Here is a 21,350-nt window from a genome sequence, read left to right on the forward strand (position 1 = left end):
GAACCTCAACCAATCTTGAGGTCAAGGGATTCGGGCCCCTGCCCTACGGCTGCAGGGGCCTCTCCCAGACCACCGGCGCGCCCGGACCGTCCTCGCGCTCCTGGCTGCCCGCACCGTCCTCACCGCCCTCGCCGGTCACCGTCATCCGCACCCCCGCCCGGCCGTCGGCCAGGGTGGCGGTCGCGTCCACGACGACCCGCGCCGAGGTCGCCGTCCGCGCCACCTCCGCCAGCGCCCGCCCGACCGCGGCCACCAGCTCCCGGGCACACTCCGCGCCGACCCGCGCGTCCACCGGCCCGACGAACTGCACCGACGGCCGGGCGCCCAGCACGGCCGCGGCCGCGCCGGCCTCCCGCAGGATCCGGGTGCGCGGCCCGGCCGGCACCTCCGGCGGTCCCTGCTGGAGCGCGATGATGGCGGTGCGGATCTCCTGGATCGTCGCGTCCAGCTCGTCGACCGCCTGCCCCACGCCCTCTTTGACCTCCGGGAGGACCGCGGTCCGCTGGGCGCTCTCCAGCAGCATCCCGGTGGCGAACAGCCGCTGGATCACCAGGTCGTGCAGATCCCGGGCGATCCGGTCCCGGTCCTCGTAGACCGCGAGCCGCTCCCGGTCGCGGTGGCGGTCGGCCAGGACCAGCGCCAGCGCCGCCTGGGACGCGAACTGGGTGCCCAGCGTCCGCTCCAGCTGTGTGAAACGGGGCCCGCCGGACGCCCGGCACAGGGCCAGCGCGCCCAGCACCCGGCTGCCGCTGCGCAGCGGCAGCAGCATCGTCGGCCCGTAGTGGCGCGACAGCGGGGAGATCGAGCGGGGATCGCCGGCGAAGTCGTCGGAGAAGACCGCCTGCCCGGCGTGGATCCGGTGCAGCACCGGGCTCTCCGGCGGGATCGTGCCCCCGTACGCCTCGGCACGTACGGACTCGGGCAGTTCCGTGGAGATCGCCACCACCTCCATCGCGCCGTCCGGCTGCGGCAGCAGCACCGCGCCGGTCGCCGCCTCGGCCAGCTCCCGGCCCTTCTCGGCGACCACCGTCAGTGCGTGCTCGGTCGTGGAACCGGTCTCCGGACCGGCCAGCAGCGCCGTGGTCACCGACGCCGCGCCGTCGATCCAGCGCCTGCGCTGCCGGGCCGCGGCATGCATCCGGGCGTTGCCCATGGCGATGCCGGCCTCGGTGGCCAGCACCCGCACCAGCTGGAGATCCACCTCGCCGAACCGCCCGTCGTGCGCGGCGGACCCCGCCGCCGCGCCGTCCGCCTTCCCGGCCAGGAAGACGCTCCCGAACAGCTCGCCCTGCACCCTGATCGGCACCCGGAGGGCGAACGGGCCGGTCGGCCGGCCCTCGGGTGGGCTGCCGTGGGTGATGAGGTCGCGCAGCCCCTCGCCGTCCTCGTCCAGCACCTCCACGGCCGCGTAGCGGGCGCCGGTCAGCGACGCGGCGGTCTCGGCGATCCGGTGCAGCACCCGGTGCACGTCCAGGTCGGAGCCGATCGCGACCATCGCCTCCAGCAGCTGCGGCAGCCGGGACAGCGGACCGCCGGCCAGATGCCGCAGGCTCTGCGCGGTCTGCTCGGCGAGCTCCGCCGCCGAGCCCTCGGCCCCGGCCCCGGCGTGCGGGTCGGTGGGCTCGGGGAACGGCGACACGGGCGGCATGAGGACGGCTTCTGGTTCGGCGCAGCGCGGAAACGGGGTGAAACGATACGGCTGCGACCAGTCTAATTCGCCCGGAAGAGGGACATCGGGACGGCCGCGCCGTCGCCCGGGCCGGGCCGGCACCGCGCACCGGCCCGGCCCGCCGCCGGGACGCCGCGGATCAGGCCGGCAGTGCCGCCTCGATGGCCGCCACCAGCTCCGCCGCCTCCGGCTCCGTCCGCGGCCGGAACCGGCCGGCCACCGCGCCGGTGTGGTCGATGAGGAACTTCTCGAAGTTCCACTGGACGTCGCCGGCCGCGCCCTCGGCATCCGGGGTGGCGGTCAGTTCGGCGTACAGCGGGTGCCGGTCCGCGCCGTTGACGTCGGTCTTCTCGAACAGCGGGAAGCTGACGCCGTACGTCGTCGAGCAGAACGTCGCGATCTCCTCGGCCGTGCCCGGCTCCTGGCCCGCGAACTGGTTGCTGGGGAAGCCCAGAACGCTGAAACCACGGTCGGCGAACTGCTGCTGGAGCCGCTCCAGGCCCGTGTACTGCGGGGTCAGCCCGCACTTGGACGCCACGTTGACCACCAGCAGGGCCTTGCCCTGATAGTCGGCGAGGGAGGCGGGCTCACCGGTCAGGGTGCGCAGCGGGATGTCGTACAGGCTCATGCTCGGGCTCCTCAGTACGGTTCCGTGGACGGGGACGTCCGTCATCGCCCCCAACAACCGTGCCCGGCCTGGTCTTCCCGGCCTCGTCGATCGGCCAGGTGACCGCCGGCCGCAGCTCGCCGGCCCGCCACTCCCTGAGCAGCTGGTCGAAGATCGGCGTCTCCTCGTCGGCGGGCCGCCGGGCGGCGGGCGGCGGCAGCCGGGGCGGCTGGTGCGGCAGCGAGATGCGGTGGAAGGAAGGCCCCGCGGTCTTCTTGGCGTCCATGCCCGGACTCAACACCACATCGCCCCGGGAGTTGCGGCACGGGGCCGGTCACGCGCCAGATGACCCCTGCGGCGGTGAAGGTCAGAAGATACGTTCCAGAGGGACCGGCCCGGCCGGCCCGTTGGCTCAGGCCCGGCGGAGCAGGCCGCCCAGTACCTCGCGCAGCGCACCCTCCGGGTCGGCGACCCGGCCCTCGGCGCGCCACCCCACGAAACCGTCCGGTCGCACCAGCACCGCGCCCTCGGGAGTCGTCCCGTGGAGTTCGGCCCAGTCGGCGCCGCCCTCCGGGACGAGGTCGGCGTCGGCGTCGGTTCCCACGCGGTAGTGGTCCAGCCGGGCCGTCCGGTGCGCGGCGGCCGCCTCCGCCGCGGCGCGCCAGATCTTGCCGTCCTCGGTACCGGTCAGCAGGACGAACGACCGCTCGTAGAGGTCCAGTGTGGAGCGCCGCGCGCCGTCCGCGTGCACCCACAGGTGCGGGGCCCGGGTGCCCGGCTCGCCGGTCAGTCGCATCCGCTCGGGGACGACGGGGAGTTCGGGGTCGGCGCCGATGACCGCGCCGCGCGGATAGCAGTAGCCGAGGGCGACGGTCAGTACCCCGCTCTGCCGGCCGCCGCCACCGGGGCCCGGGTCGTAGCCGGGGTGGCTGTGCTCGGCGGACCGGGCCGAGGCGCGGGCGCTGGTCACCTCGGCAACCGGCCGGCGCTCCTCCTCGTAGGTGTCCAGCAGCGCGGGGGCCGCGGAGCCGTCGAGAACCGCGGCGAGCTTCCAGGCGAGGTTGTGCGCGTCCTGGATGCCGGTGTTGGAGCCGAACGCGCCCGTCGGGGACATCTCGTGGGCGGAGTCGCCGGCGAGGAAGATCCGGCCCGCGGAGTACCGCTCGGCGACCCGCTCCGCGGCGTGCCAGGGCGCCTTGCCGGTGATCTCGACCGCCATGCCCGGTACGCCGGTCGCCCGGCGGATGTGCTCGATGCAGCGCGCGTCGGTGAAGTCCTCCAGGGTCTCGCCCCGGTCGGGGTGCCAGGGCGCGTGGAAGACCCATTCCGCGCGGTTGTCCACGGGCAGCAGCGCCCCGTCGGCCTCCGGGTCGGTCAGGTAGCAGGCGATGAAGCGCCGGTCGCCGACCGCGTCGGCCAGCTCCGGGGCCCGGAAGGTGATGCTGACGTTGTGGAAGAGGTCGCCGGGGCCGGACCGGCCGATGCCCAGCCGCTCCCGTACCGGGCTGCGCGGCCCGTCCGCGGCGACGAGGTAGTCGGCGCGCAGGGTGGTGTGTTCGCCGGTGTTCCGGTCCTTGACCACGGCCGTGACCCCGTCGGCGTCCTGGTCGCACGTCATCAGCTCGGTGTGGAAGCGGAGGTCGCCGCCCAGCTCACGGGCGCACTCCAGCAGCACCGGCTCCAGGTCGTTCTGGCTGCACAGGCACCACCGGGACGGGCTGAAGCGGGCCAGCGCGCCGCCCGGGTCGATCTCCCGGAACAGCCACTCCTGCTCGTCGCCGGTCAGTGAACGGGCCTGGAGGATCCCGTGGTTGTCGGCGAGGACCGAGGCCGCCTCACGGATCCGGCGCTCGGCGCCGGCCACCCGGTACAGCTCCATCGTGCGGACGTTGTTCCCCCGTCCGCGAGGATGCCGCGACGTCGCCGGGTGCTTCTCGACCAGGACGTGCGGGACCCCCAGGCGTCCCAGGAACAGCGAGGCGGACAAGCCCACCAGGGACCCGCCCACGATCAGTACCGGCACCCGGTCCTCGGCCTTCGGGTTCATGTGCTTGGCTCCAGCTCCAGCGACGCGTACGGGAGATGGAGCAACGCATGCCCGGCCTGCGGCGCCTTCCATCACGGTTCACCTGCATGGCTCACAGATCTCGCGCCGACCGTGGGTGTTGGCCACGATCGAATCCGGACCGCCGCCCGCGACACGCCGGGGCCGGAGGTCCCCCCATCCGGCTCAGTCGCCCGGATCGCACCGGGAGTGCGGGAGACACCGGAATCCCGGGTCGCCCGGAACTGACGACGCACCACAGGGGCCCGCCGCCCCGGAGGAGATGCGTAGACGATGACACCGCTGTCGGAACGAATATCGCAGTCCGCCTTCGACGGATCCAGACTCCGGGTCGTGCTCCTGCTGGACCTGCAGGAAGGTGCCCAGCAGGAGTTCCTGGAAGCCTATGAGCAGCTGCGGAACCAGGTCGCGTCCGTCCCCGGGCACATCAGCGACCAGCTGTGCCAGTCCATCGAGAACCCCTCCCAGTGGCTGATCACCAGCGAGTGGGAGAGCGCCCCGCCGTTCCTCGCCTGGGTCAACAGCGAGGAGCACGTGAAGATGGTGCAGCCGCTGCACAGCTGCGTACGCGATACCCGTTCCCTGCGCTTCAGCGTCCTGCGCGAGACCTCCGGTGCCGCCGCCCGCACCCCCGAGTCCGCCAAGGGCCGGCTCCAGGCACACCCCCGCGTCGGCGACGGCGTGGTCCGGCACGCCCTGACCTTCACCGTGAAGCCCGGCAGCGAGTCGATGGTGGCCGACATCCTCTCCGGCTACACCTCCCCCGAGGCCCGGGTCGACGACGCGACCCGGCTGCTGCGCACCTCCCTCTTCATGTACGGCAACCGCGTCGTGCGGACCATCGAGGTGCAGGGCGACCTGGTCGCCGCGCTGCGCCATGTCTCCCGGCAGCCCGAGGTCCGGGCCGTCGAGGAGGCCATCAACCCGTACCTGGAGCAGGACCGGGACCTCAACGACCCCGATTCCGCCCGGGTGTTCTTCACCCGCGCCGCGCTGCCCGCGGTCCACCACGTGGCGACCGGCGGCCGGCAGCCCGGGGACTCCGGGGACATCGAGCGGCACGCGCTCTTCTACCCGGCCAAGGACGGCTGCGGCATGACGCTGGCCAAGCTGCTGGCCCGTCAGGACGAGGAGGCCGCCGACGACCCGGCGTGGCCCGTCCACAGCAGCACCATCTTCCAGCGCGACGACATCGTCGTCCGCCTCGTCGACCTGCGGGCCCCGCTCGACCGCGACCCGCTGGTGTCCCTCGGCGCCCGTGGCCCCCGTGGCCTCGCCGTGCTGCGGCGGCTGCTCGACGGCGACCTGGCCGGCGGCCTGACCAGCGACCGCGAGCTCGCGCGCTTCCTGGCCCGCGCCGACATGGACCTCGTCACCGACCGCCGGGCCGCCGGCGCCTGAGCCGCGCCGGTCACCTGCCGACGAGCCACCGGCCGTACCACGCGGCCGTCCCCCTTCTCGATCTTCTCGCCCTTCACGGCCTCATCGACGTCTGCACCGTCCCACCCGTCCACCGGCAGCACGCCCCTGGAGGAATCAGCCATGACCACGCACCGCCCACGCATCGTGGACCTCAGCGAGACCCAGCCCAACCGCCGGCGCGGAGGTGATCTGCGCGCCATGCTGACACCCAGCGCGGTGGGCGCCACGAGCGGCTTCATGGGCATGGCACTGGTCCAGCCCGGCGAACGCATCGGAGAGCACTACCACCCGTATTCCGAGGAGTTCGTGTACGTCGTCCAGGGCTCCCTGGAGGCCGACCTCGACGGGGTGACGTACCCGCTGCGCCCGGACCAGGGGCTGATGATCCCGCCGTACATGCGGCACCGCTTCCGCAACGTGGGGGACACCGAGGCCCGGATGGTCTTCCACCTCGGCCCGCTGGCGCCGCGGCCGGAACTGGGCCACGTCGACACCGAGGGCTCCGAGGAGAGCGCACCGGCCGCCCCACCCGAACGACCGGAGCCGGTGTCATGACCCGCCGCGTGGCGGTCACCGGCCTCGGTGTCGTCGCCCCCGGCGGCGTGGGCATCCCGGCCTTCTGGGACCTGCTGTCCGCCGGACGGACGGCCACCCGCGGCATCACCCTCTTCGACCCGACCGGCTTCCGGTCCCGGATCGCCGCCGAGTGCGACTTCGATCCGGCCGCGCACGGTCTGGACGAGGAGCAGGTGGCCAGGTCGGACCGGTACATCCAGTTCGCGCTGGTCGCCGCGGCCGAGGCGCTGCGGGAGGCCGGCCTGGACATGGAGCGGGAGGACCCCTGGCGGATCGGGGTGTCCCTGGGCACCGCGGTCGGCGGCACCACGCGCCTGGAGCACGACTACGTGGCGGTCAGCGAGTCCGGCCGCCGCTGGGACGTGGACCACCGGCCCGCCGGGCCGCATCTGCACCGGGCCTTCTCGCCCAGTTCGCTGGCGTCCGCGGTCGCCGAGCAGATCGGCGCGCACGGCCCGGTGCAGACCGTCTCCACGGGGTGCACCTCCGGCCTGGACGCGATCGGTTACGCCTTCCACACCATCGAGGAGGGCCGGGCCGACGTCTGCGTCGCGGGCGCCTCGGACTCGCCGATCTCCCCGATCACGGTGGCCTGCTTCGACGCCATCAAGGCCACCTCCGCCAACAACGACGACCCGGCCCACGCCTCCCGGCCGTTCGACGCCCGGCGCGACGGGTTCGTGATGGGCGAGGGCGGCGCCGTCCTCGTCCTGGAGGAGCTGGAGCACGCCCGGGCCCGCGGTGCCACCGTCCACTGCGAGATCCGCGGCTACAACACCTTCGGCAACGCCTACCACATGACCGGCCTGACCCAGGAGGGCCTGGAGATGGCCGAGGCGATCAACCGCTCGCTGGCCCACGCGCAGCTCGACCCCACCCAGGTCGACTACGTCAACGCGCACGGCTCGGGCACCCAGCAGAACGACCGCCATGAGACCGCCGCGGTCAAGCGGTCGCTGGGTGCCTACGCCTACAAGGTGCCGATGAGCTCGATCAAGTCGATGGTGGGGCACTCGCTGGGCGCGATCGGCGCGATCGAGGTCGTCGCCTGCGTCCTGGCCCTGATCCATCAGGTGGTCCCGCCGACCGCCAACTACGAGAACCCGGACCCGGAGTGCGACCTCGACTACGTGCCGAAGACCGCACGGGAAGTACCGCTGCGGTCGGTGCTGTCCGTGGGCAGCGGATTCGGCGGGTTCCAGTCGGCCGTGGTCCTGACCCGCCCGGGTGGGAGGACCCGATGAACTCCCCGCGCACACGCTGTTCCGTCGTCACCGGCATCGGGGTGATCGCCCCCAACGGGGCCAACACCGAAGCCTTCTGGAAGGCCACCAAGGAGGGCATCAGCGTCCTCGACACGGTCACCCGCGAGGGGTGCGAACAGCTGCCGCTGAAGGTCGCCGGAGAGGTCCGCGACTTCGACCCGACCGAGCTGATCGAGGAGCGCTTCCTCGTCCAGACCGACCGGTTCACGCACTTCGCGATGGCCGCGGCCAACCTCGCCCTGGAAGACGCCCTGTTGGGCCGGGCCGACTACAACCGCTCGCCGTTCGCGGTGGGAGTGGTGACCGCGGCCGGCTCCGGCGGCGGCGAGTTCGGCCAGCGGGAGCTGCAGCACCTGTGGGGCCAGGGCTCCCGCCATGTCGGCCCGTACCAGTCGATCGCCTGGTTCTACGCGGCCAGCACCGGCCAGATCTCCATTCGCGGCGGCTTCAAGGGGCCGTGCGGCGTGGTGGCCAGCGACGAGGCGGGCGGGCTGGACGCGCTGGCGCACGCCGGCCGCGCCATCCACCGCGGCACCGACGCCGTGGTGGTGGGCGCCGCCGAGGCGCCGCTGGCCCCGTACTCGGTGGTCTGCCAGCTCGGCTACGAGGACCTCAGCCGGGCCGTCGAACCGGACCGCGCCTACCGGCCGTTCACCGCCTCGGCGTGCGGGTTCGTGCCCGCCGAGGGCGGCGCGATGCTCGTCGTCGAGGAGCGGACGGCCGCCGTGGACCGGGGCTCCCGGCCGCGGGCCGTGCTCGCCGGTCACGCCGCCACCTTCACCGGGGCCGCCCTCTGGGACGCGTCCCGGGAGGGCCTGGCGCGGGCGATCCAGGGCGCGCTGGCGGAGGCCGGCTGCGCCCCCGAGGAGATCGACGTGGTGTTCGCGGACGCCCTCGGGGTGCTCGCGGCGGACCGGGCCGAGGCGCAGGCGCTCGCCGACGCCCTGGGCCGGCACGCCGCGGAGGTGCCGGTGACCGCGCCCAAGACCGGCATCGGCCGGGCGTACTGCGGAGCCCCCGTCCTGGACATCGCGGCCGCGGTGCTCTCCATGGAGGGCTCCGTCGTGCCGCCGACCCCCAACATCGTCGACGTCGACGTGGATCTCGACGTGGTGACCGGCAGGTCCCGGCCCGCCGAGCTCCAGACGGCGCTGGTGCTGAGCCGGGGACTGATGGGCTCCAACGCGGCGCTGGTGCTGCGGCGGTGCGAGAAGTCCCCCTCCTGAAAGGAGCAACCCATGACCGCTCGACTGACCCTCGACGAACTGGCCACGCTGATGAAGTCGGCGGCCGGCCTCACCGTCGACCCGAAGGAGATGGCGGACCGGCCCGAGGCGACCTTCGCCGAGTACGGACTGGACTCGTTGGGCCTGCTCGGCATCGTGGGCGAGTTGGAGAACCGGTACGGCCGGACGCTGCCACCCGACGCCGAACGCGCCAGGACCCCCCGTGACTTCCTCGACCTCGTCAACACCAACACCAACACCGACACCGTCACTACGACAGGAGCCTGAACATGCCCGGCCACACCGAGAACGAGATCACCATCGCCGCCCCGCTCAGCCTCGTCTGGGACATGACCAACGACCTGCAGAACTGGCCCCGGCTCTTCAGCGAGTACGCCTCCGTCGAGGTGCTCGCCCGCGAGGGCGAGACGACCACCTTCCGGCTGACCATGCACCCCGACGAGAACGGCAAGGTCTGGAGCTGGGTCTCCGAGCGGACCCCCGACCGCGGCGCGCTGACCGTCCGTGCCCGCCGCGTGGAGACCGGCCCGTTCAAGTTCATGGACATCTTCTGGAAGTACAAGGAGATCCCCGGCGGCACGTCGATGCACTGGACCCAGGACTTCGCCATGAAGCCCGAGGCCCCGATCGACGACAAGGGCATGACCGAGCACATCAACCGCAACTCCCGGATCCAGATGGAGCTCATCCGGGACCGGATCGAGCAGCGCGACCGTGAACTGCGCGCCGGCGCCCCGGCCGACTGACGCGCCTGACGCCCCGTCAGTCCCACCCCGGACCGCCGCCCGGCGGCAACGAAGGGAACCTCCCCGATGCACCACGCTCTGATCGTCGCCCGGATGAAGCCCGGCTCGGCTCCCGACATCGCCGAGGTCTTCGCGGCCTCGGACCGCACGGAGCTGCCCCACCTGGTGGGCGTCAACCGGCGCACGCTGTTCCAGTTCGGCGACGTGTACCTGCACCTCATCGAGTCCGACGTGCCCCCCGGCCCGCAGATCGCCAAGGTGCACCAGCACCCGGAGTTCCGGTCCATCAGCGAGCGGCTGTCGGCGTACGTCAGCGCCTACGACCCGGAGACCTGGCGCGGTCCCGAGGACGCCATGGCCCGGCAGTTCTACCGCTGGGAGCGGGACGGCACCGGCTGATCCCGGCCGGCGCACGACGACCGGCCTCCCCGCTATACCGGGCGGGGAGGCCGCCACCGTGTCCGCCGGACCGTTCACGCCCGCCTCACTTCGCCGGGACGGTGCACTCGAAGGCGTGCAGATACGGGTTGACCACCACGATGTCGTGGACCTGCAGCCCCGCCTCGGCCAGGTGCCGCACCAGGCTCTCCTTGGAGTGCTTGGCCCCGCCCACGTTCAGGAGCAGCAGCAGGTCCATGGCGGTGGTGAACTTCATCGACGGGCTGTCGTCGACGAGGTTCTCGATGACCACCACCCGGGCACCGGGCCGGGCCGCCTCGACGACCTGAGCCAGCGTCCGCCGGGTGCTGTCGTCGTCCCACTCCAGGATGTTCTTGATGAGGTAGAGGTCGGCCTGGACGGGGATGTCCTCGCGGCAGTCGCCGGGCACGATCCGCGCCCGGCCGGCCAGCGCACCGCCCTCCCTGAGCCGGGGGTCGGCGCTGCCCACCACCGACGGCAGATCCAGCAGGGTGCCGCGCAGCGCCGGGTGCTTCTCCAGCAGGCCGGCCAGGACGTGGCCCTGCCCGCCGCCGATGTCCGCCACCGACGACACCCCGGTGAGGTCGAGGAGTTCGGCGATGTCGCGGGCCGACTGCCGGCTGGAAGTGGTCATCGCCCGGTCGAAGACCCGGGCGGAGTCCTGGGCGTCCTCGTGCAGGTAGTCGAAGAACCCCTTGCCGTAGAGGTCCTCGAAGACGTTCCGGCCCGAGCGCACCGCGTCGTCCAGCCGCGGCCACGCCGCCCAGGTCCACGGCTCGGTGCACCACAGCGTGATGTAGCGCAGGCTGTTCGGGGCGTCCTCCCGCAGCAGCCGCGACATCTCCGTGTGGGCGAACGACCCGTCCTCGGTCTCCTCGAAGATCCCGTAGCAGGCCAGCGCCCGCAACAGCCGCCGCAGCGGCCGTGGTTCGGTGTCCACCGCGGCGGCCAACTCCTCCACCGGGGTGGGCCGCTCGCCCAGCGCGTCGGCCACGCGGAGCCGGGCGGCCGCCCGGACGGCCGCCGCGCACGCGGCGCCGAAGACGAGTTCCCGCAGCCGCATGCCGGCCTGGGGGGTGGGGCTCACGGTGGTCATTCCGCCTCGATTCTCCGTTGACGTTCGCTGGGCCGTGACGGATCAGGGCCGGACGCGCCCTAGCCGCACAGCCCGGCCGGCCTGGAGGTCCGGCACGTGTTGCGGGTGAAGACGTTCCCGCGCCCGTTCCGGTCCGCGTTGATCAGGTCCGCCGGAACGTTCCGCAGCACGACGTTGTCGCTGATGCTGTTCCGGTCACCGGTGGCCTTGACGAAGCTGGGGAAGAGCACCACGCCGCCGGAGAGCGGTGAATTGCCGACGTTGTCGCGGACGAGGTTGTGCGTCACCAGGGTGTCCTCGGTGCCGGTGAGGACGACGCCGGAGCCCTGGAGGAACGGCAGCCGCTTGGTCTTCGGGCAGTGCTTGTTGTTCCGCGAGACCTGGTTGTCCCGGACCGTCAGCGCCCCGGCCTTGGGCCGGCCCTCGTCGCCGACGACGAAGATCCCGGCGCAGTTCTCGGACATGGTGTTGTGGTCGATCACCAGGTTCCGCAGCCGCCGGGCCGTGAGGCCGATGCGGTTGCCGAGCATCCGGTTGTCCTCGACGCGGGTGCGCCGGGTGTCGAGCGCCCCGCCCTCCTCCGTGACCACGTTGGCGAGGAAGATCCCCGCGTCGCCGTTCTCCGAGGCGGTGTTGTCGCGGAGCCGGCTGCGCACCGACTTCTCCAGCGCGATGCCCCACTGGCCGTTGTGCCGCGCAGTGACGCCGCGCACCGTCAGGTCCTCGGTACCGGAGGCCCAGACGCCGTTCCGGCGGAAGCCCTCGACGGTCAGCCGCCGCAGCGTGACGCCGGTGACCGGGCCGCCGGCGCCGCCGGTGACGCAGATGCCGTCGCCGTTCCGCCCGCAGGCGTTCCCCGCCCGCCTGGCCGGCGGGGCGATCACGGCGTCGCCGTCGCTCCCGCGGAGCGTCACATGCGACTTGTCGATCCGTACGCTCTCGCGGTACACGCCCGGCAGCAGGAGCACGGTGTCGCCGGGGTGTGCCGCGTCCACCGCGCGCTGGATCGATTCGCCGGGGTGGACGACGAGCACCTCGTCGTCCCGGTCCGGTGTGGCCTGGGACGGCGGCGCCGTACCGAGTGCCCCGGCCAGGACCGCCGCCGCGCAGCCCAGGTAGCTCATCCGCCGTACCCCGCGGGCCTTTTGCCGTCCGCGGGCCTTTTGTCGTAGTGCCATGAAGCGAAGCTATGGGCGATCATCCGCGCTCGCCACACGGGGTAACCCGGTGGGCACAGTGCGTGCAGCGCTCAGCTTTCCGGCCCGGGGGCGGTCGGACGGCGACCGGGGGAGCGCGGCGCGGCCGGCCGTTCGCCGCTCCCGGGGACCGGCCGCTGGTCGGGCGCCGGGCCCGGCCCGGGATCGGACGGGGCATCAGCCGGACCGTCCGGCAGGGCCTCCGTCAACAGGGCCGCGAGGCTGGCGGGCAGGAACCACGGGCGGAGGCGCGGGACGGTCACGGATGCTCAACGCCGTCACGCGGCCGGACGACACCCGTCCGCCACGCTCCCGTCCGCTTCATCACCCCAACGGCCGCCACCGGGGCCGCCCGCACCGCCCCGCCGGGAGCCGGGCCGGTCAGCCGAGGCGGCGGCCCTCGCCGGCCGCCGCCCGGACCAGCACCTCGGTCAGCTCGCCGGGCCGCGACAGCATCGGATAGTGCCCGGTGTCCAGGTCGAAGAAGCCCACCCGGGGCTCGGTGAGCACCGCGAACCGCGGATCCCCGGTGGCCACCAGGGCCGCCACCGCCGCGATGCTCGCCCCGTTGGCGGTGCAGAAGACGCCGGTGCCGGGCAGCTCCGCGGCCGCCCCCGTCAGGCGCAGCGGGCGGGTCAGCGTCGCCAGCGGCTGCGGCGCCGCCAGTCGCGCCAGCCGCTCCCGGTCGGCCGGCGACACGCCGGTGAGACTGCCCCACAGCTCCTCGTCGTCCAGCGGCGGAGGCGGCACGAACCGCCCGCCGCCCGCCTCCTCGGCCCGCCGCAGCAGCCGGTCCCGCACGGCCGGGTCGGGCATCACATCGACCCCCGCGTCGCCGTCCCCCGGCATCCCGGAGTCCAGGTAGACCAGCGCGCCCACCCGGTCCGGGCGCCGGTCGGCGGCCCCCAGCACCGGGAGCAGGCCGTAGCAGTGCCCCACCAGCACCCCCTCCCGGACGTCCTCGTGGTCCAGCAGCTGCACGATGTCCTCGATGTGCGTCTCCAGGTCGGTGTCCGGTCCGGCCAGATGCCGCCGGTCGCCCATCCCGGTCAGCGTCACCGGAAGCGCGGTGTGCCCCCGCTCCCGCAGCAGGGCGGCCACCTCCCGCCAGATCCAGCCACCGGTGTGGCCGCCCGAAACCAAGACGAATGCCGTCATTACGCGTACTCCTCGCTTCCCGTCCACCACGCGGGTCCGCCGGGGACGGCGGCCGCGGGCTCCGGACCGTAGAAGCTCCCCCAACGGGAGATTCAAGGGCGGCAAGTGGCAGGGGCGGGCCGCCGGTTCGGTACCGGGGCATGTCCGGCCCTGACCCACCGGACACGCCCTGGGAGGGGACCCGCCGGTCGCGCCCCGGCCATTCAACCCGGCGGGTCCTTCGTCTACAGTTGAGGAATTCCCCTGTTCAACGATCAACGCGATGGCCGGTCGGCCTGAACGCGGAGGGCATGCGTGGGCGGTTTCGCCGAGTCGGTACGGGAGCGGGTGCGCGCGGCACGGGCCGCCGTCGAAGCGGCGCGCGCCGCCGACGACGCCTGCGCGCCGGCCGTCGCGGAGGACGAACGGGACGACGCGCCGCGGATCGCGCACGGCATCGGGATCGCCCCGGACCGCGGCTCCGCGGCCGCGCCCCGGGGCGGGGCGCCGGAGTGAGCGGCACGCCGCCGCGGCCGCGCCCGGCGCGGTCCGGCACCGCCGGAGCCGGGTGACCGCCGATGTCCGGCGCACCACGACGCAAAGGGCCGCCGCCGTGGCGTGCGGTCCGCTCCCGCACCTGCATACCCACCGCCGCCCGGACCTGCCGGGGCCGCCACCTCGGCCCGGGCCCGCTGCGCCCCGTTCGCGGCCACGGGCGGAGCTGCCCCGATCTCGCCGCCCGGCACCGGATGTCGCCGCGCTGCGGCGTCCGCCGGGCCCGGGCCACCGCCGTGCGCCCCGGCACCCGCCTGGCCCGTCTGCCCGCCACCGTCCTGGTGCCCCACCGGGCCGCCGCCCACGAGGCGGCCCGGCGCAGCCTGTGGATACGGGTGCTGCTCTACCTCGCCGTGACCCACCTGGCGCTGGTGTTCCTCGCGCTGGTCGTCTACCTCGGCCGGCACGCCGGGACCTGACACGGCCGGCGCCCTCACCCCGACCGCGACACCGGCTCCCCGCCGGCCGCCCGCGCCGCGGACGCCCCGCCGGCCCCCTCCCGGGTCCGCCACAGCCACCCGACATCGCGGCCGAACGACCACACCAGCAGCGCCAACGCCCCCGCCACCGCGCCCCGCTCCAGCGCCCGCGGCGCGATCCCGGCGCCCGCCGTCACGAGCACCACACCCTGCACCGCGGCCACCGTCTTGCGCGCCACGCTGGGCGGCAGCGGCGCCCGCAGCCACGGCAGCACCCAGGACGCCGCGACGAACAGATAGCGCAGGGCGCCGACGGCCGGCACCCACGGCCCCAGCGGACCCGCCGCGTAGAGGGACAGCACCAGGATCAGGAACGCGTCGACCTCCATGTCGAACCGTGCCCCCAGCGCCGTCGCCGTCCCGGTGCGCCGGGCCACCGGCCCGTCCACCGCGTCCAGCGCCAGCGCGACCGCGGCCAGCCCCACCAGCACCGCCACCGGCACCGGCCGGGCGAAGGAGTCGGCGACCAGCGCCGTCACCCCGCCGACGAACGTGGCCCGGGCCAGCGTGACGCGGTTGGCCGGCCCGAAGCGGCGCGGCCAGGACCCGCGCACCGCCCGGGCGAGCAGGGCCACGGTGACCGCCGTAAAGGCGGCGCCCGCCAGCCGGCCCGCCGGCCCCAGCCCCACCGCCCGGCACAGCACCGCCAGCAGCACCAGCTGCGCGACCGCCCCGACGGCCAGGTCCGGGCCGAACGGCCGCGCCCCGCATCGCACTTGTCCGGCCATCGCACCTCCCCGACCCTGTGGCGGAGCCGGGGGACGCCGCGTAGGGTGACCGCGTCGCCATGATCCCCGGCATGCGTCCCTCAGCATTCAGGACGCCCTGCCGCACCGTCCAGGAGGATTCCGTGCCGCGCGTCGCCCAGAGCTTCTGGCTCAGCGCCCCGGGCCGCGGCGAGATCCGGACGGCCGAGCTGCCGCGCCCCGCCGCCGGCGAGGTCCTGGTGCGCACGCTCTACTCCGGGGTGAGCCGCGGCACCGAGAGCCTGGTCTTCCGCGGTGGCGTCCCGGAGAGCCAGTACGCGGCGATGCGGGCCCCGTTCCAGGACGGCGCGTTCCCGGCACCCGTCAAGTACGGCTATCTGAGCGTGGGCGTGGTCGAGGAGGGGCCGGACCCGCTCCGCGGCCGCACGGTCTTCTGCCTCTACCCGCACCAGACCCACTACGTCGTCCCGGCGGACGCGGTGACCCCCGTCCCGGACGCCGTCCCCGCGGCGCGCGCCGTCCTCGCCGGCACCGTCGAGACCGCGGTGAACGCGGTGTGGGACGCGGCCCCGCTGCTCGGTGACCGGATCGCGGTGGTCGGCGGGGGCATGGTCGGGGCCGCGACCGCCGCGCTGCTGGCCCGCTACCCGGCCGCGCGGGTGCAGCTGATCGACGCCGATCCGGCGCGCGCCGCCACCGCCGCGGCGCTGGGCGTCCCGTTCGCGCTGCCCGCCGACGCCCACGGCGACTGCGACCTCGTCGTGCACGCCAGCGCCACCGAGGAGGGCCTGGTCCGCGCCCTCGAACTCCTCGCCTCGGAAGGCACCGTGATCGAGCTGAGCTGGTACGGCGACCGCCGGGTCGGTCTGCCGCTGGGGGAGTCCTTCCACTCCCGCCGGCTGACCGTCCGCAGCAGCCAGGTCGGCGCCGTCGCCCCGGCCCGCCGCGGCCGGCGCGGCTTCGCCGACCGGCTCGGGCTCGCGCTCGACCTCCTCGCCGACCCCGCCTTCGACGCGCTGATCACCGGCGAATCCCTCTTCGCCGAGCTGCCGTCGGTGCTGCCCCGGCTGGCCTCCGGCGCACTCCCGGCCCTCTGCCACCGCATCCGCTACCCGGCGTGACGCCGTCCCGCGACGCCCCGTTCACCGCACACCTGGAGGAACACCGTGTTCAGCATCACCGTCCGCGACCACCTGATGGTCGCGCACAGCTTCCGCGGCGCGGTCTTCGGCCCGGCGCAGCGGCTGCACGGCGCCACCTTCATCGTGGACGCCACCTTCCGCCGCGCCGAACTCGACGACGACAACATCGTCGTCGACATCGGCCTGGCCACCCAGGAACTGGGCGCGGTGGTCGCCGAGCTCAACTACCGCAACCTCGACGACGAACCCGCCTTCGCCGGCACCAACACCTCCACCGAGGCACTCGCCAAGGTCATCGCCGACCGGCTCGCCGACCGGGTGCACGCCGGCAACCTCGGCGCCGGCGCCCGCGCACTCGCCGGCCTCACCGTCACCCTGCACGAATCCCATATCGCCTGGGCCAGTTACGAGCGCGCGCTGTGAGCCGGCCCGGCCGCACCCGGTGACCGCCCCCGGCCCAGAGGGCCCGCGCGAGGTGCACGCCGTCCTGCCCGGCGGCGTCGCCGACCCCTCGGCACCCAGCGGAGGCAACATCTACGACCTGCGGGTCTGCCGCGAGCTGACGGCCCTCGGCTGGCGGGTGCACCGCCACCCGCTGCCCGGCGGCTGGCCGCGCCCGGACGCCGCCGCCACCGCCCGACTGGCCCGGCTGCTGGCCCAACTGCCCAACGGCGCACCGGTGCTGCTGGACGGCCTGGTGGCATGCGGGGTGCCCGATGTCCTCCGCCCCGCGGCCGCCCGGCTGCGCCTGGCCGTCCTGCTGCACCTGCCGCTCGCCGACGAGACCGGGCTCGACCCCGCGACGGCGGCGGAGCTGGACGCCCGGGAACGGCGCGCCCTGCACACCGCCGGCGCGGTGATCGCCACCAGCGACTGGGCGGCCCGCCGCATCCGCGCCCACCACGGGCCGGGGCTGCCGCCGGTGACGGTCGCCCGGCCGGGCGCCGACCCGGCACCGCCCGCCCCCGGCACGGACGGCGCCGGCGGACTGCTGTGCGTGGCGTCGGTGACCCCGCGCAAGGGCCACCGCCGCCTGGCGGACGCCCTCGCGACCGTCACCGACGCGCCCTGGAGGTGCACCTTCGTCGGCGCGACGGACCAGGACCCGCAGTGCGCCCGGCAACTGCGCGCGCGGATACGGGAGCTGGGCCTGACGGACCGCGTCCGGCTGGCCGGGCCGCGCACCGGCGCCGCGCTGGCCGCCTGCTACGCCGCCGCCGACCTGGTGCTGCTCGCCTCGTACGCCGAGACGTACGGCATGGTGCTCACCGAGGCGCTGGCGCGCGGAATCCCGGTGCTGGCCACGGCCGTGGACGGGGTGCCCGAGGCCGTCGGGCGGGCCCCCGACGGCAGCGTGCCCGGCCTGCTGGTCCCGCCCGGCGACCCGGCGGCGCTCGCCGGGGCGCTGCGCACATGGTTCGGCGACCCGGCGCTGCGGCGGCGACTGGGGGACGCCGCCCGGGCCCGCCGTGCCATGCTGGAGGGGTGGGAGACGACGTCGCACAGCCTGGCCGGGGCGCTGGAACGACTGCGGACCGCACCGCGGAACCCATAAGGGGCGCGGTCGGCAGCCCACGATTCCGCCCCGACTGGCTGGAGTTGCGCGAGCCCGCGGACGCCGCGGCCCGCGCACCGGAGCTGCTGCGCCCGCTGCGCGAGGTGCTCGCCGCCGGCGCGGGCGGTCTCGTCATCCGCGACCTGGGCTGCGGCACGGGCGCGATGGGCCGCTGGCTCGCGGTCCGGCTGCCCGGCCCCCAGCACTGGATCCTCCAGGACCACGACCCGGAACTGCTCGCCCGCGCCGGGAGCCGGATGCCGTCAACCGCCGCCGACGGACGGCCGGTTACGGCCGTGACCGCGCCCGGCGACCTGACCGCCCTGACCGCCGAGGCGCTCGCCGGCACGTCCCTGGTGACCGCCTCGGCACTGCTCGACCTGCTCACCCGCGACGAGCTGGAATCCCTCGCCGCGGCCTGCACGGGCGCCGGCTGCCCGGCCCTGCTGGCGCTCTCCGTCACCGGCCGGGTCGACCTCTCCCCGGCCGACCCGCTCGACGCCGCGCTCGCCGCCGCGTTCGACGCCCACCAGCGGCGGACCACGGGCGGTCGCCGACTGCTGGGCCCGGACGCGGTCGCGGCGGCCACCGAGGCGTTCACCCGGCGCGGCGCACGGGTGACGGCCCGGCTCAGCCCCTGGCGGCTGGGCGGGCCCGAGCGCGCGCTGACCGAGCACTGGCTGCGGGGCCGGGTGGCCGCCGCCCGCGCGCAGCGCCCGCAGCTGGCCGCCGCGGCCGACGGGTATCTGCGGCGGCGCCTGGCGGCATGCGCGGCGGGGGAGTTGGAGGTCAAGGTCCACCACACCGATCTGCTGGCGCTCCCCGGACCGGCCCGGGTCCCGGCCCCCCGCCCGGCCTGATGGGCCGTCACCTCTGGCCCTGGGCGAGGGTATGCGGCGGACTCGCCGTCCTGGCGGTACTGCTGTGGCACCTGGGCTCGGGCGCCTTCGTCGACGGCCTGCGCCGGATCGACGCCGCCACCCTGCTCGCCGGGGTGGGCATCGGGGTGCTGACGACGGTGTGCAGCGCCTGGCGCTGGTGCCTGGTGGCCCGCGGCCTCGGCCTGCGACTCCCGCTGGGCCGGGCGGTGGCGGACTACTACCGGGCGCTCTTCCTCAACGCCGCGCTGCCCGGCGGTGTGCTGGGCGACGTCCACCGCGCGGTGCACCATGGCCGCACCGCGGGCGATGTGCGGCGGGCCGCCGGCGCGGTGGTCCTGGAGCGGGCCGCGGGGCAGCTGGTCCTGCTCGCGGCCGGCGCGGTGGTGCTGACCGTCCGGCCCTCACCGGTGCGGACGGCGCTCGGCCGGGCCCTCGGCACGCCGCCGGCCGGACCGCTGCTCGCGCTGCTCGCGGTGGGCGTCCCGGCGGCCGCACTGCTCGTCCGCGCGCGCCGGCGCCGCACGGGCGCCCCCGCAGGGCCCGGCGGCGGACGGCTGCGCGCCGCACTGGCCGAGGCCCGGCGGGCCGGCGCCGCCCGCGGGCTCTGGACGGGCGTCGCCGCCTCGTCACTCGCCGTCCTCGCCGGCTATGTGGCGACGTTCCTGCTGGCCGCCCGGGTCGCCGGAGTACCGGCGCCCGCTGCCGACCTGCTGCCGCTGGTGCTGCCGGCCCTGCTGGCCATGGCCCTGCCGCTGAACGTCGGCGGCTGGGGGCCCCGCGAGGGCGCCGCGGCCTGGGCCTTCGGCGCCGCCGGACTGGGAGCCGGGCAGGGCCTCGCCACCGCCGTCGTCTACGGCGTGCTCGTACTGGCCGCGAGCCTGCCCGGCGCCGGGGTTCTGGTGGTCCGCTGGGCCGCCGGACCGCGCGCCGCCCGGCGCCCGCAGCTCCAGCTCGAAGAGCGTGTCCTCGCCGAGTGCGGAGCGCCGGACCGGCGGCCGTAGCGCCCGCCGCATCACCGGCGTACCGGGAAAGCGCAGGCCGGGCACGCCGTCGCCGAGCAGGACCGGCGCGACGGTGAGGTACAGCCGGTCCAGCGCCCCCGCCCGCAGGAACCGTGAGACGGTGACCCCGCCGCCCTCGACCAGCAGGCGGCCCAGGCCGCGTGCCGCCAGCGCGGTCCGCAGCCGCACCGGGGCGAACGCGTCCCGGCCGGGCAGCACCAGCACCTCGACGCCGTCCCCGACGCGTTCCCGGGCCACCCCCGGGCCGACCACCCACAGCGTCGGCGCCGCACCGTCGGTGAACACCCGCCGGTTCCGCGGCACCCGCCCGCGCGGATCGAGCACCACCCGCACCGGGTCGGGCCCGGCACAGGCGCGGACGGTCAGCCGGGGGTCGTCGGCCACCGCGGTGCCGGCGCCGACTACCACCGCGTCCGCCAGCGCCCGCAGCCGGTGCAGATGGCGGCGGTCCGCCTCCCCGGTGACATAGTCGGCGTCGCCGGTGCGGGTCGCGATGAAGCCGTCCAGGCTCTGCCCGAGCTGGGCGAACGCCACCCGGGGCCCGGCCAGGCACAGCGGCAGATACCGCTCGGCCAACTCGGCCGCGGCGGGCGAGAGCACCCGGGCCGCGCGCCCCCCACCGCCGCCCCGACCGTCCGTGCCGCCCGCCGGCAGCCCGGCCGCAGCCGCGTCCGGCGCGCCGCGGACCCCGAGCAGCAGCTCCCAGACCTCCGCCGCGCCCAGCGGATCAGCCGCCGCCGGCACCGCACGCCTCCGGGTACCCGTCGAACGCCTCGGCCAGCCCCGCCAGCAGCGCCCGGCCCTTCTCGGCCGTGGCCAGCGAGGGCCGCCCGATCACGCCGGACGCGGTGTAGGCGGCCATGCCGAGGGTGAGCAGGTGCGGCCGCGCGCCGCCGTCGTGATCGGCGGCGGCATACCCGTCCCGGACCACGTCGGGACGGGCGTGCAGCAGGATCGAGGTCTCGGTCTCGCCGGCGTGCATGTCGTCGTGGGCGGAGGTCTCGATACCGGCCCGTTCACGCGCCGCGTCCCAGTCCGCCGGGCCGGGGAAGAGCGCCATCCGGATGCCGTCGTCCGCCGACGCCTCCTGGACGACGTTGCGCAGCACGTAGTTGCCGCCGTGGCCGTTGACCAGCACCAGCGCGGCGAGGCCGGAGCGGTGCAGCGACGTGGCGATGTCGGTCACCACCGCGTGCAGGGTCCGGGCGGAGAGGCTGACGGTGCCCGGCCAGCCGGCGTGCTCGTGGGAGCAGGAGAAGGTCAGCGGCGGCAGCGACAGCACGTCGTGGCGCGCGGCGATCTCCTCGGCGACGGCGCAGGCGATCAGGGTGTCGGTGGTCAACGGCAGGTGGGCGCCGTGCTGTTCGAAGCTGCCGACGGGCAGCAGGGCCAGCGCGGGACGTCTGGTGCGGAGGTCCTCGGTGGTGTCGTCCGGCAGTACGGCGGGCGAACTCCGGTGTCCCGGCGCGGTCGTGGGCATCGGCGGCTCCGATTCGTCGGCAATCCGGCACGGGAGGGCGGGAGTCGGCGGAACCGCGAGGGCCGGGCCGGCCGCCGCGGGTC

23 protein-coding genes and 1 pseudogene are annotated in these 21,350 nt (G+C 75.2%); 14 read left to right on the top strand and 10 right to left on the bottom strand.

All coding sequences use genetic code 11. The features are described 5' to 3' along the window. Positions 1 to 43: 43 nt before the first annotated feature. From ACRAS8_RS30680 to ACRAS8_RS30695, 4 genes are all read right to left on the bottom strand, one after another. On the bottom strand, positions 44 to 1,648 hold the full coding sequence (locus ACRAS8_RS30680; RefSeq protein WP_438489231.1) for a GAF domain-containing protein: 1,605 nt from the start codon (positions 1,646 to 1,648) through the stop codon (positions 44 to 46). Between the two features lie 160 nt (positions 1,649 to 1,808). After that, a complete protein-coding gene (locus ACRAS8_RS30685; RefSeq protein WP_438489232.1) occupies positions 1,809 to 2,297 on the bottom strand; it encodes a glutathione peroxidase in 489 nt (162 codons plus the stop codon). Then, the gene (locus ACRAS8_RS30690) at positions 2,257 to 2,562 is read right to left on the bottom strand and encodes a hypothetical protein (protein ID WP_438489233.1); all 306 of its coding nucleotides are present in this window, start codon (positions 2,560 to 2,562) and stop codon (positions 2,257 to 2,259) included. Before ACRAS8_RS30690 ends, ACRAS8_RS30685 begins: the two co-directional genes overlap by 41 nt. A gap of 126 nt (positions 2,563 to 2,688) precedes the next feature. Next, on the bottom strand, positions 2,689 to 4,323 hold the full coding sequence (locus ACRAS8_RS30695) for an FAD-dependent oxidoreductase (protein ID WP_438489234.1): 1,635 nt from the start codon (positions 4,321 to 4,323) through the stop codon (positions 2,689 to 2,691). A gap of 291 nt (positions 4,324 to 4,614) precedes the next feature. On the opposite strand from ACRAS8_RS30695, the gene ACRAS8_RS30700 reads away from it, so the two are divergent. The 7 genes from ACRAS8_RS30700 to ACRAS8_RS30730 all read left to right on the top strand — a co-directional run bounded on the left by ACRAS8_RS30700 (position 4,615) and on the right by ACRAS8_RS30730 (position 9,996). Continuing rightward, entirely contained in the window at positions 4,615 to 5,742 is a 1,128-nt protein-coding gene (locus ACRAS8_RS30700) for a SchA/CurD-like domain-containing protein (RefSeq protein ID WP_438489235.1), read from the top strand. 141 nt (positions 5,743 to 5,883) lie between these two features. Further along, entirely contained in the window at positions 5,884 to 6,318 is a 435-nt protein-coding gene (locus ACRAS8_RS30705; RefSeq protein WP_438489236.1) for a cupin domain-containing protein, read from the top strand. Next, positions 6,315 to 7,583, top strand: a complete 1,269-nt coding sequence (locus tag ACRAS8_RS30710) for a beta-ketoacyl-[acyl-carrier-protein] synthase family protein (protein WP_438489237.1) — start codon at positions 6,315 to 6,317, stop codon at positions 7,581 to 7,583. Before ACRAS8_RS30705 ends, ACRAS8_RS30710 begins: the two co-directional genes overlap by 4 nt. Continuing rightward, a complete protein-coding gene (locus ACRAS8_RS30715; protein WP_438489238.1) occupies positions 7,580 to 8,830 on the top strand; it encodes a beta-ketoacyl synthase N-terminal-like domain-containing protein in 1,251 nt (416 codons plus the stop codon). The genes ACRAS8_RS30710 and ACRAS8_RS30715 overlap by 4 nt, the downstream gene beginning before the upstream one ends. A 12-nt stretch (positions 8,831 to 8,842) precedes the next feature. Further along, on the top strand, positions 8,843 to 9,118 hold the full coding sequence (locus tag ACRAS8_RS30720) for an acyl carrier protein (protein ID WP_438489239.1): 276 nt from the start codon (positions 8,843 to 8,845) through the stop codon (positions 9,116 to 9,118). A gap of 2 nt (positions 9,119 to 9,120) precedes the next feature. Beyond that, positions 9,121 to 9,597 (top strand): SRPBCC family protein, encoded by a 477-nt coding sequence (locus tag ACRAS8_RS30725; protein ID WP_438489240.1) that lies wholly within the window; start codon positions 9,121 to 9,123, stop codon positions 9,595 to 9,597. A gap of 66 nt (positions 9,598 to 9,663) precedes the next feature. Further along, positions 9,664 to 9,996, top strand: a complete 333-nt coding sequence (locus ACRAS8_RS30730) for a TcmI family type II polyketide cyclase (protein ID WP_438489241.1) — start codon at positions 9,664 to 9,666, stop codon at positions 9,994 to 9,996. An 85-nt stretch (positions 9,997 to 10,081) separates the two neighbouring features. Here ACRAS8_RS30730 and ACRAS8_RS30735 read toward each other — a convergent pair whose 3' ends face one another. The 3 genes from ACRAS8_RS30735 to ACRAS8_RS30745 form a co-directional block, all read right to left on the bottom strand. Continuing rightward, positions 10,082 to 11,113 (bottom strand): methyltransferase, encoded by a 1,032-nt coding sequence (locus ACRAS8_RS30735; RefSeq protein ID WP_438489242.1) that lies wholly within the window; start codon positions 11,111 to 11,113, stop codon positions 10,082 to 10,084. 59 nt (positions 11,114 to 11,172) lie between these two features. After that, positions 11,173 to 12,237 carry a right-handed parallel beta-helix repeat-containing protein gene (locus tag ACRAS8_RS30740; protein WP_438490645.1) on the bottom strand — a complete coding sequence of 355 codons (1,065 nt, stop codon included), beginning with the start codon at positions 12,235 to 12,237 and terminating at the stop codon, positions 11,173 to 11,175. A gap of 453 nt (positions 12,238 to 12,690) precedes the next feature. Further along, a complete protein-coding gene (locus ACRAS8_RS30745) occupies positions 12,691 to 13,467 on the bottom strand; it encodes an alpha/beta fold hydrolase (RefSeq protein ID WP_438489243.1) in 777 nt (258 codons plus the stop codon). Positions 13,468 to 13,761: 294 nt separating this feature from the next. Between ACRAS8_RS30745 and ACRAS8_RS30750 the strand changes: the two genes are divergently transcribed. Together ACRAS8_RS30750 and ACRAS8_RS30755 are read left to right on the top strand one after the other, a co-directional pair. Next, positions 13,762 to 13,962, top strand: coding sequence for a hypothetical protein (locus ACRAS8_RS30750; RefSeq protein WP_438489244.1), 201 nt, complete (start codon positions 13,762 to 13,764; stop codon positions 13,960 to 13,962). A 62-nt stretch (positions 13,963 to 14,024) separates the two neighbouring features. Then, entirely contained in the window at positions 14,025 to 14,420 is a 396-nt protein-coding gene (locus ACRAS8_RS30755; RefSeq protein ID WP_438489245.1) for a DUF6126 family protein, read from the top strand. Between the two features lie 14 nt (positions 14,421 to 14,434). On the opposite strand, the gene ACRAS8_RS30760 is transcribed toward ACRAS8_RS30755, so the two are convergent. Then, entirely contained in the window at positions 14,435 to 15,208 is a 774-nt protein-coding gene (locus tag ACRAS8_RS30760) for a CDP-alcohol phosphatidyltransferase family protein (RefSeq protein ID WP_438489246.1), read from the bottom strand. Between the two features lie 71 nt (positions 15,209 to 15,279). On the opposite strand from ACRAS8_RS30760, the gene ACRAS8_RS30765 reads away from it, so the two are divergent. The 5 genes from ACRAS8_RS30765 to ACRAS8_RS30785 are packed head-to-tail and all read left to right on the top strand — an operon-like array spanning position 15,280 to position 19,766. Further along, positions 15,280 to 16,308, top strand: a complete 1,029-nt coding sequence (locus ACRAS8_RS30765; RefSeq protein WP_438489247.1) for a zinc-dependent alcohol dehydrogenase — start codon at positions 15,280 to 15,282, stop codon at positions 16,306 to 16,308. Positions 16,309 to 16,353: 45 nt separating this feature from the next. Continuing rightward, on the top strand, positions 16,354 to 16,752 hold the full coding sequence (locus ACRAS8_RS30770) for a 6-pyruvoyl trahydropterin synthase family protein (protein WP_438489248.1): 399 nt from the start codon (positions 16,354 to 16,356) through the stop codon (positions 16,750 to 16,752). A gap of 19 nt (positions 16,753 to 16,771) precedes the next feature. After that, positions 16,772 to 17,884: a glycosyltransferase family 4 protein gene (locus ACRAS8_RS30775; RefSeq protein ID WP_438489249.1), complete on the top strand. Its 1,113-nt coding sequence runs from the start codon at positions 16,772 to 16,774 to the stop codon at positions 17,882 to 17,884. Then, the gene (locus tag ACRAS8_RS30780; RefSeq protein ID WP_438490646.1) at positions 17,881 to 18,744 is read left to right on the top strand and encodes an SAM-dependent methyltransferase; all 864 of its coding nucleotides are present in this window, start codon (positions 17,881 to 17,883) and stop codon (positions 18,742 to 18,744) included. The genes ACRAS8_RS30775 and ACRAS8_RS30780 overlap by 4 nt, the downstream gene beginning before the upstream one ends. Beyond that, on the top strand, positions 18,744 to 19,766 hold the full coding sequence (locus ACRAS8_RS30785) for a lysylphosphatidylglycerol synthase transmembrane domain-containing protein (RefSeq protein ID WP_438489250.1): 1,023 nt from the start codon (positions 18,744 to 18,746) through the stop codon (positions 19,764 to 19,766). The genes ACRAS8_RS30780 and ACRAS8_RS30785 overlap by 1 nt, the downstream gene beginning before the upstream one ends. Before the next feature lie 102 nt (positions 19,767 to 19,868). Here the strand turns inward: ACRAS8_RS30785 and ACRAS8_RS30790 are convergent. Together ACRAS8_RS30790 and ACRAS8_RS30795 are read right to left on the bottom strand one after the other, a co-directional pair. Continuing rightward, positions 19,869 to 20,531 (bottom strand): annotated as a pseudogene (locus tag ACRAS8_RS30790) (RibD family protein); the annotation flags it as partial. Next, complete coding sequence (locus ACRAS8_RS30795) at positions 20,515 to 21,267, bottom strand: creatininase family protein (RefSeq protein WP_438489251.1); 753 nt, start codon at positions 21,265 to 21,267, stop codon at positions 20,515 to 20,517. The pseudogene ACRAS8_RS30790 and the gene ACRAS8_RS30795, both read right to left, overlap by 17 nt. Positions 21,268 to 21,350: the final 83 nt, after the last annotated feature.

It is taken from the genome of Streptomyces sp. S186, assembly GCF_051603415.1.
Lineage (GTDB): Bacteria > Actinomycetota > Actinomycetes > Streptomycetales > Streptomycetaceae > Streptomyces.

Bases quoted from the DNA above. Each gene is read 5' to 3' on its own strand.
- ACRAS8_RS30785 (WP_438489250.1), top strand. From the start codon at position 18,744: ATGGGCCGTCACCTCTGGCCCTGGGCGAGGGTATGCGGCGGACTCGCC.
- ACRAS8_RS30740 (WP_438490645.1), bottom strand. From the start codon at position 12,237: ATGAGCTACCTGGGCTGCGCGGCGGCGGTCCTGGCCGGGGCACTCGGT.
- ACRAS8_RS30730 (WP_438489241.1), top strand. From the start codon at position 9,664: ATGCACCACGCTCTGATCGTCGCCCGGATGAAGCCCGGCTCGGCTCCC.
- ACRAS8_RS30795 (WP_438489251.1), bottom strand. From the start codon at position 21,267: ATGCCCACGACCGCGCCGGGACACCGGAGTTCGCCCGCCGTACTGCCG.
- ACRAS8_RS30765 (WP_438489247.1), top strand. From the start codon at position 15,280: ATGCGTCCCTCAGCATTCAGGACGCCCTGCCGCACCGTCCAGGAGGAT.
- ACRAS8_RS30685 (WP_438489232.1), bottom strand. From the start codon at position 2,297: ATGAGCCTGTACGACATCCCGCTGCGCACCCTGACCGGTGAGCCCGCC.
- ACRAS8_RS30720 (WP_438489239.1), top strand. From the start codon at position 8,843: ATGACCGCTCGACTGACCCTCGACGAACTGGCCACGCTGATGAAGTCG.
- ACRAS8_RS30745 (WP_438489243.1), bottom strand. From the start codon at position 13,467: ATGACGGCATTCGTCTTGGTTTCGGGCGGCCACACCGGTGGCTGGATC.
- ACRAS8_RS30710 (WP_438489237.1), top strand. From the start codon at position 6,315: ATGACCCGCCGCGTGGCGGTCACCGGCCTCGGTGTCGTCGCCCCCGGC.
- ACRAS8_RS30690 (WP_438489233.1), bottom strand. From the start codon at position 2,562: ATGGACGCCAAGAAGACCGCGGGGCCTTCCTTCCACCGCATCTCGCTG.
- ACRAS8_RS30735 (WP_438489242.1), bottom strand. From the start codon at position 11,113: ATGACCACCGTGAGCCCCACCCCCCAGGCCGGCATGCGGCTGCGGGAA.
- ACRAS8_RS30680 (WP_438489231.1), bottom strand. From the start codon at position 1,648: ATGCCGCCCGTGTCGCCGTTCCCCGAGCCCACCGACCCGCACGCCGGG.
- ACRAS8_RS30725 (WP_438489240.1), top strand. From the start codon at position 9,121: ATGCCCGGCCACACCGAGAACGAGATCACCATCGCCGCCCCGCTCAGC.
- ACRAS8_RS30700 (WP_438489235.1), top strand. From the start codon at position 4,615: ATGACACCGCTGTCGGAACGAATATCGCAGTCCGCCTTCGACGGATCC.
- ACRAS8_RS30695 (WP_438489234.1), bottom strand. From the start codon at position 4,323: ATGAACCCGAAGGCCGAGGACCGGGTGCCGGTACTGATCGTGGGCGGG.
- ACRAS8_RS30705 (WP_438489236.1), top strand. From the start codon at position 5,884: ATGACCACGCACCGCCCACGCATCGTGGACCTCAGCGAGACCCAGCCC.
- ACRAS8_RS30755 (WP_438489245.1), top strand. From the start codon at position 14,025: ATGTCCGGCGCACCACGACGCAAAGGGCCGCCGCCGTGGCGTGCGGTC.
- ACRAS8_RS30715 (WP_438489238.1), top strand. From the start codon at position 7,580: ATGAACTCCCCGCGCACACGCTGTTCCGTCGTCACCGGCATCGGGGTG.
- ACRAS8_RS30760 (WP_438489246.1), bottom strand. From the start codon at position 15,208: ATGGCCGGACAAGTGCGATGCGGGGCGCGGCCGTTCGGCCCGGACCTG.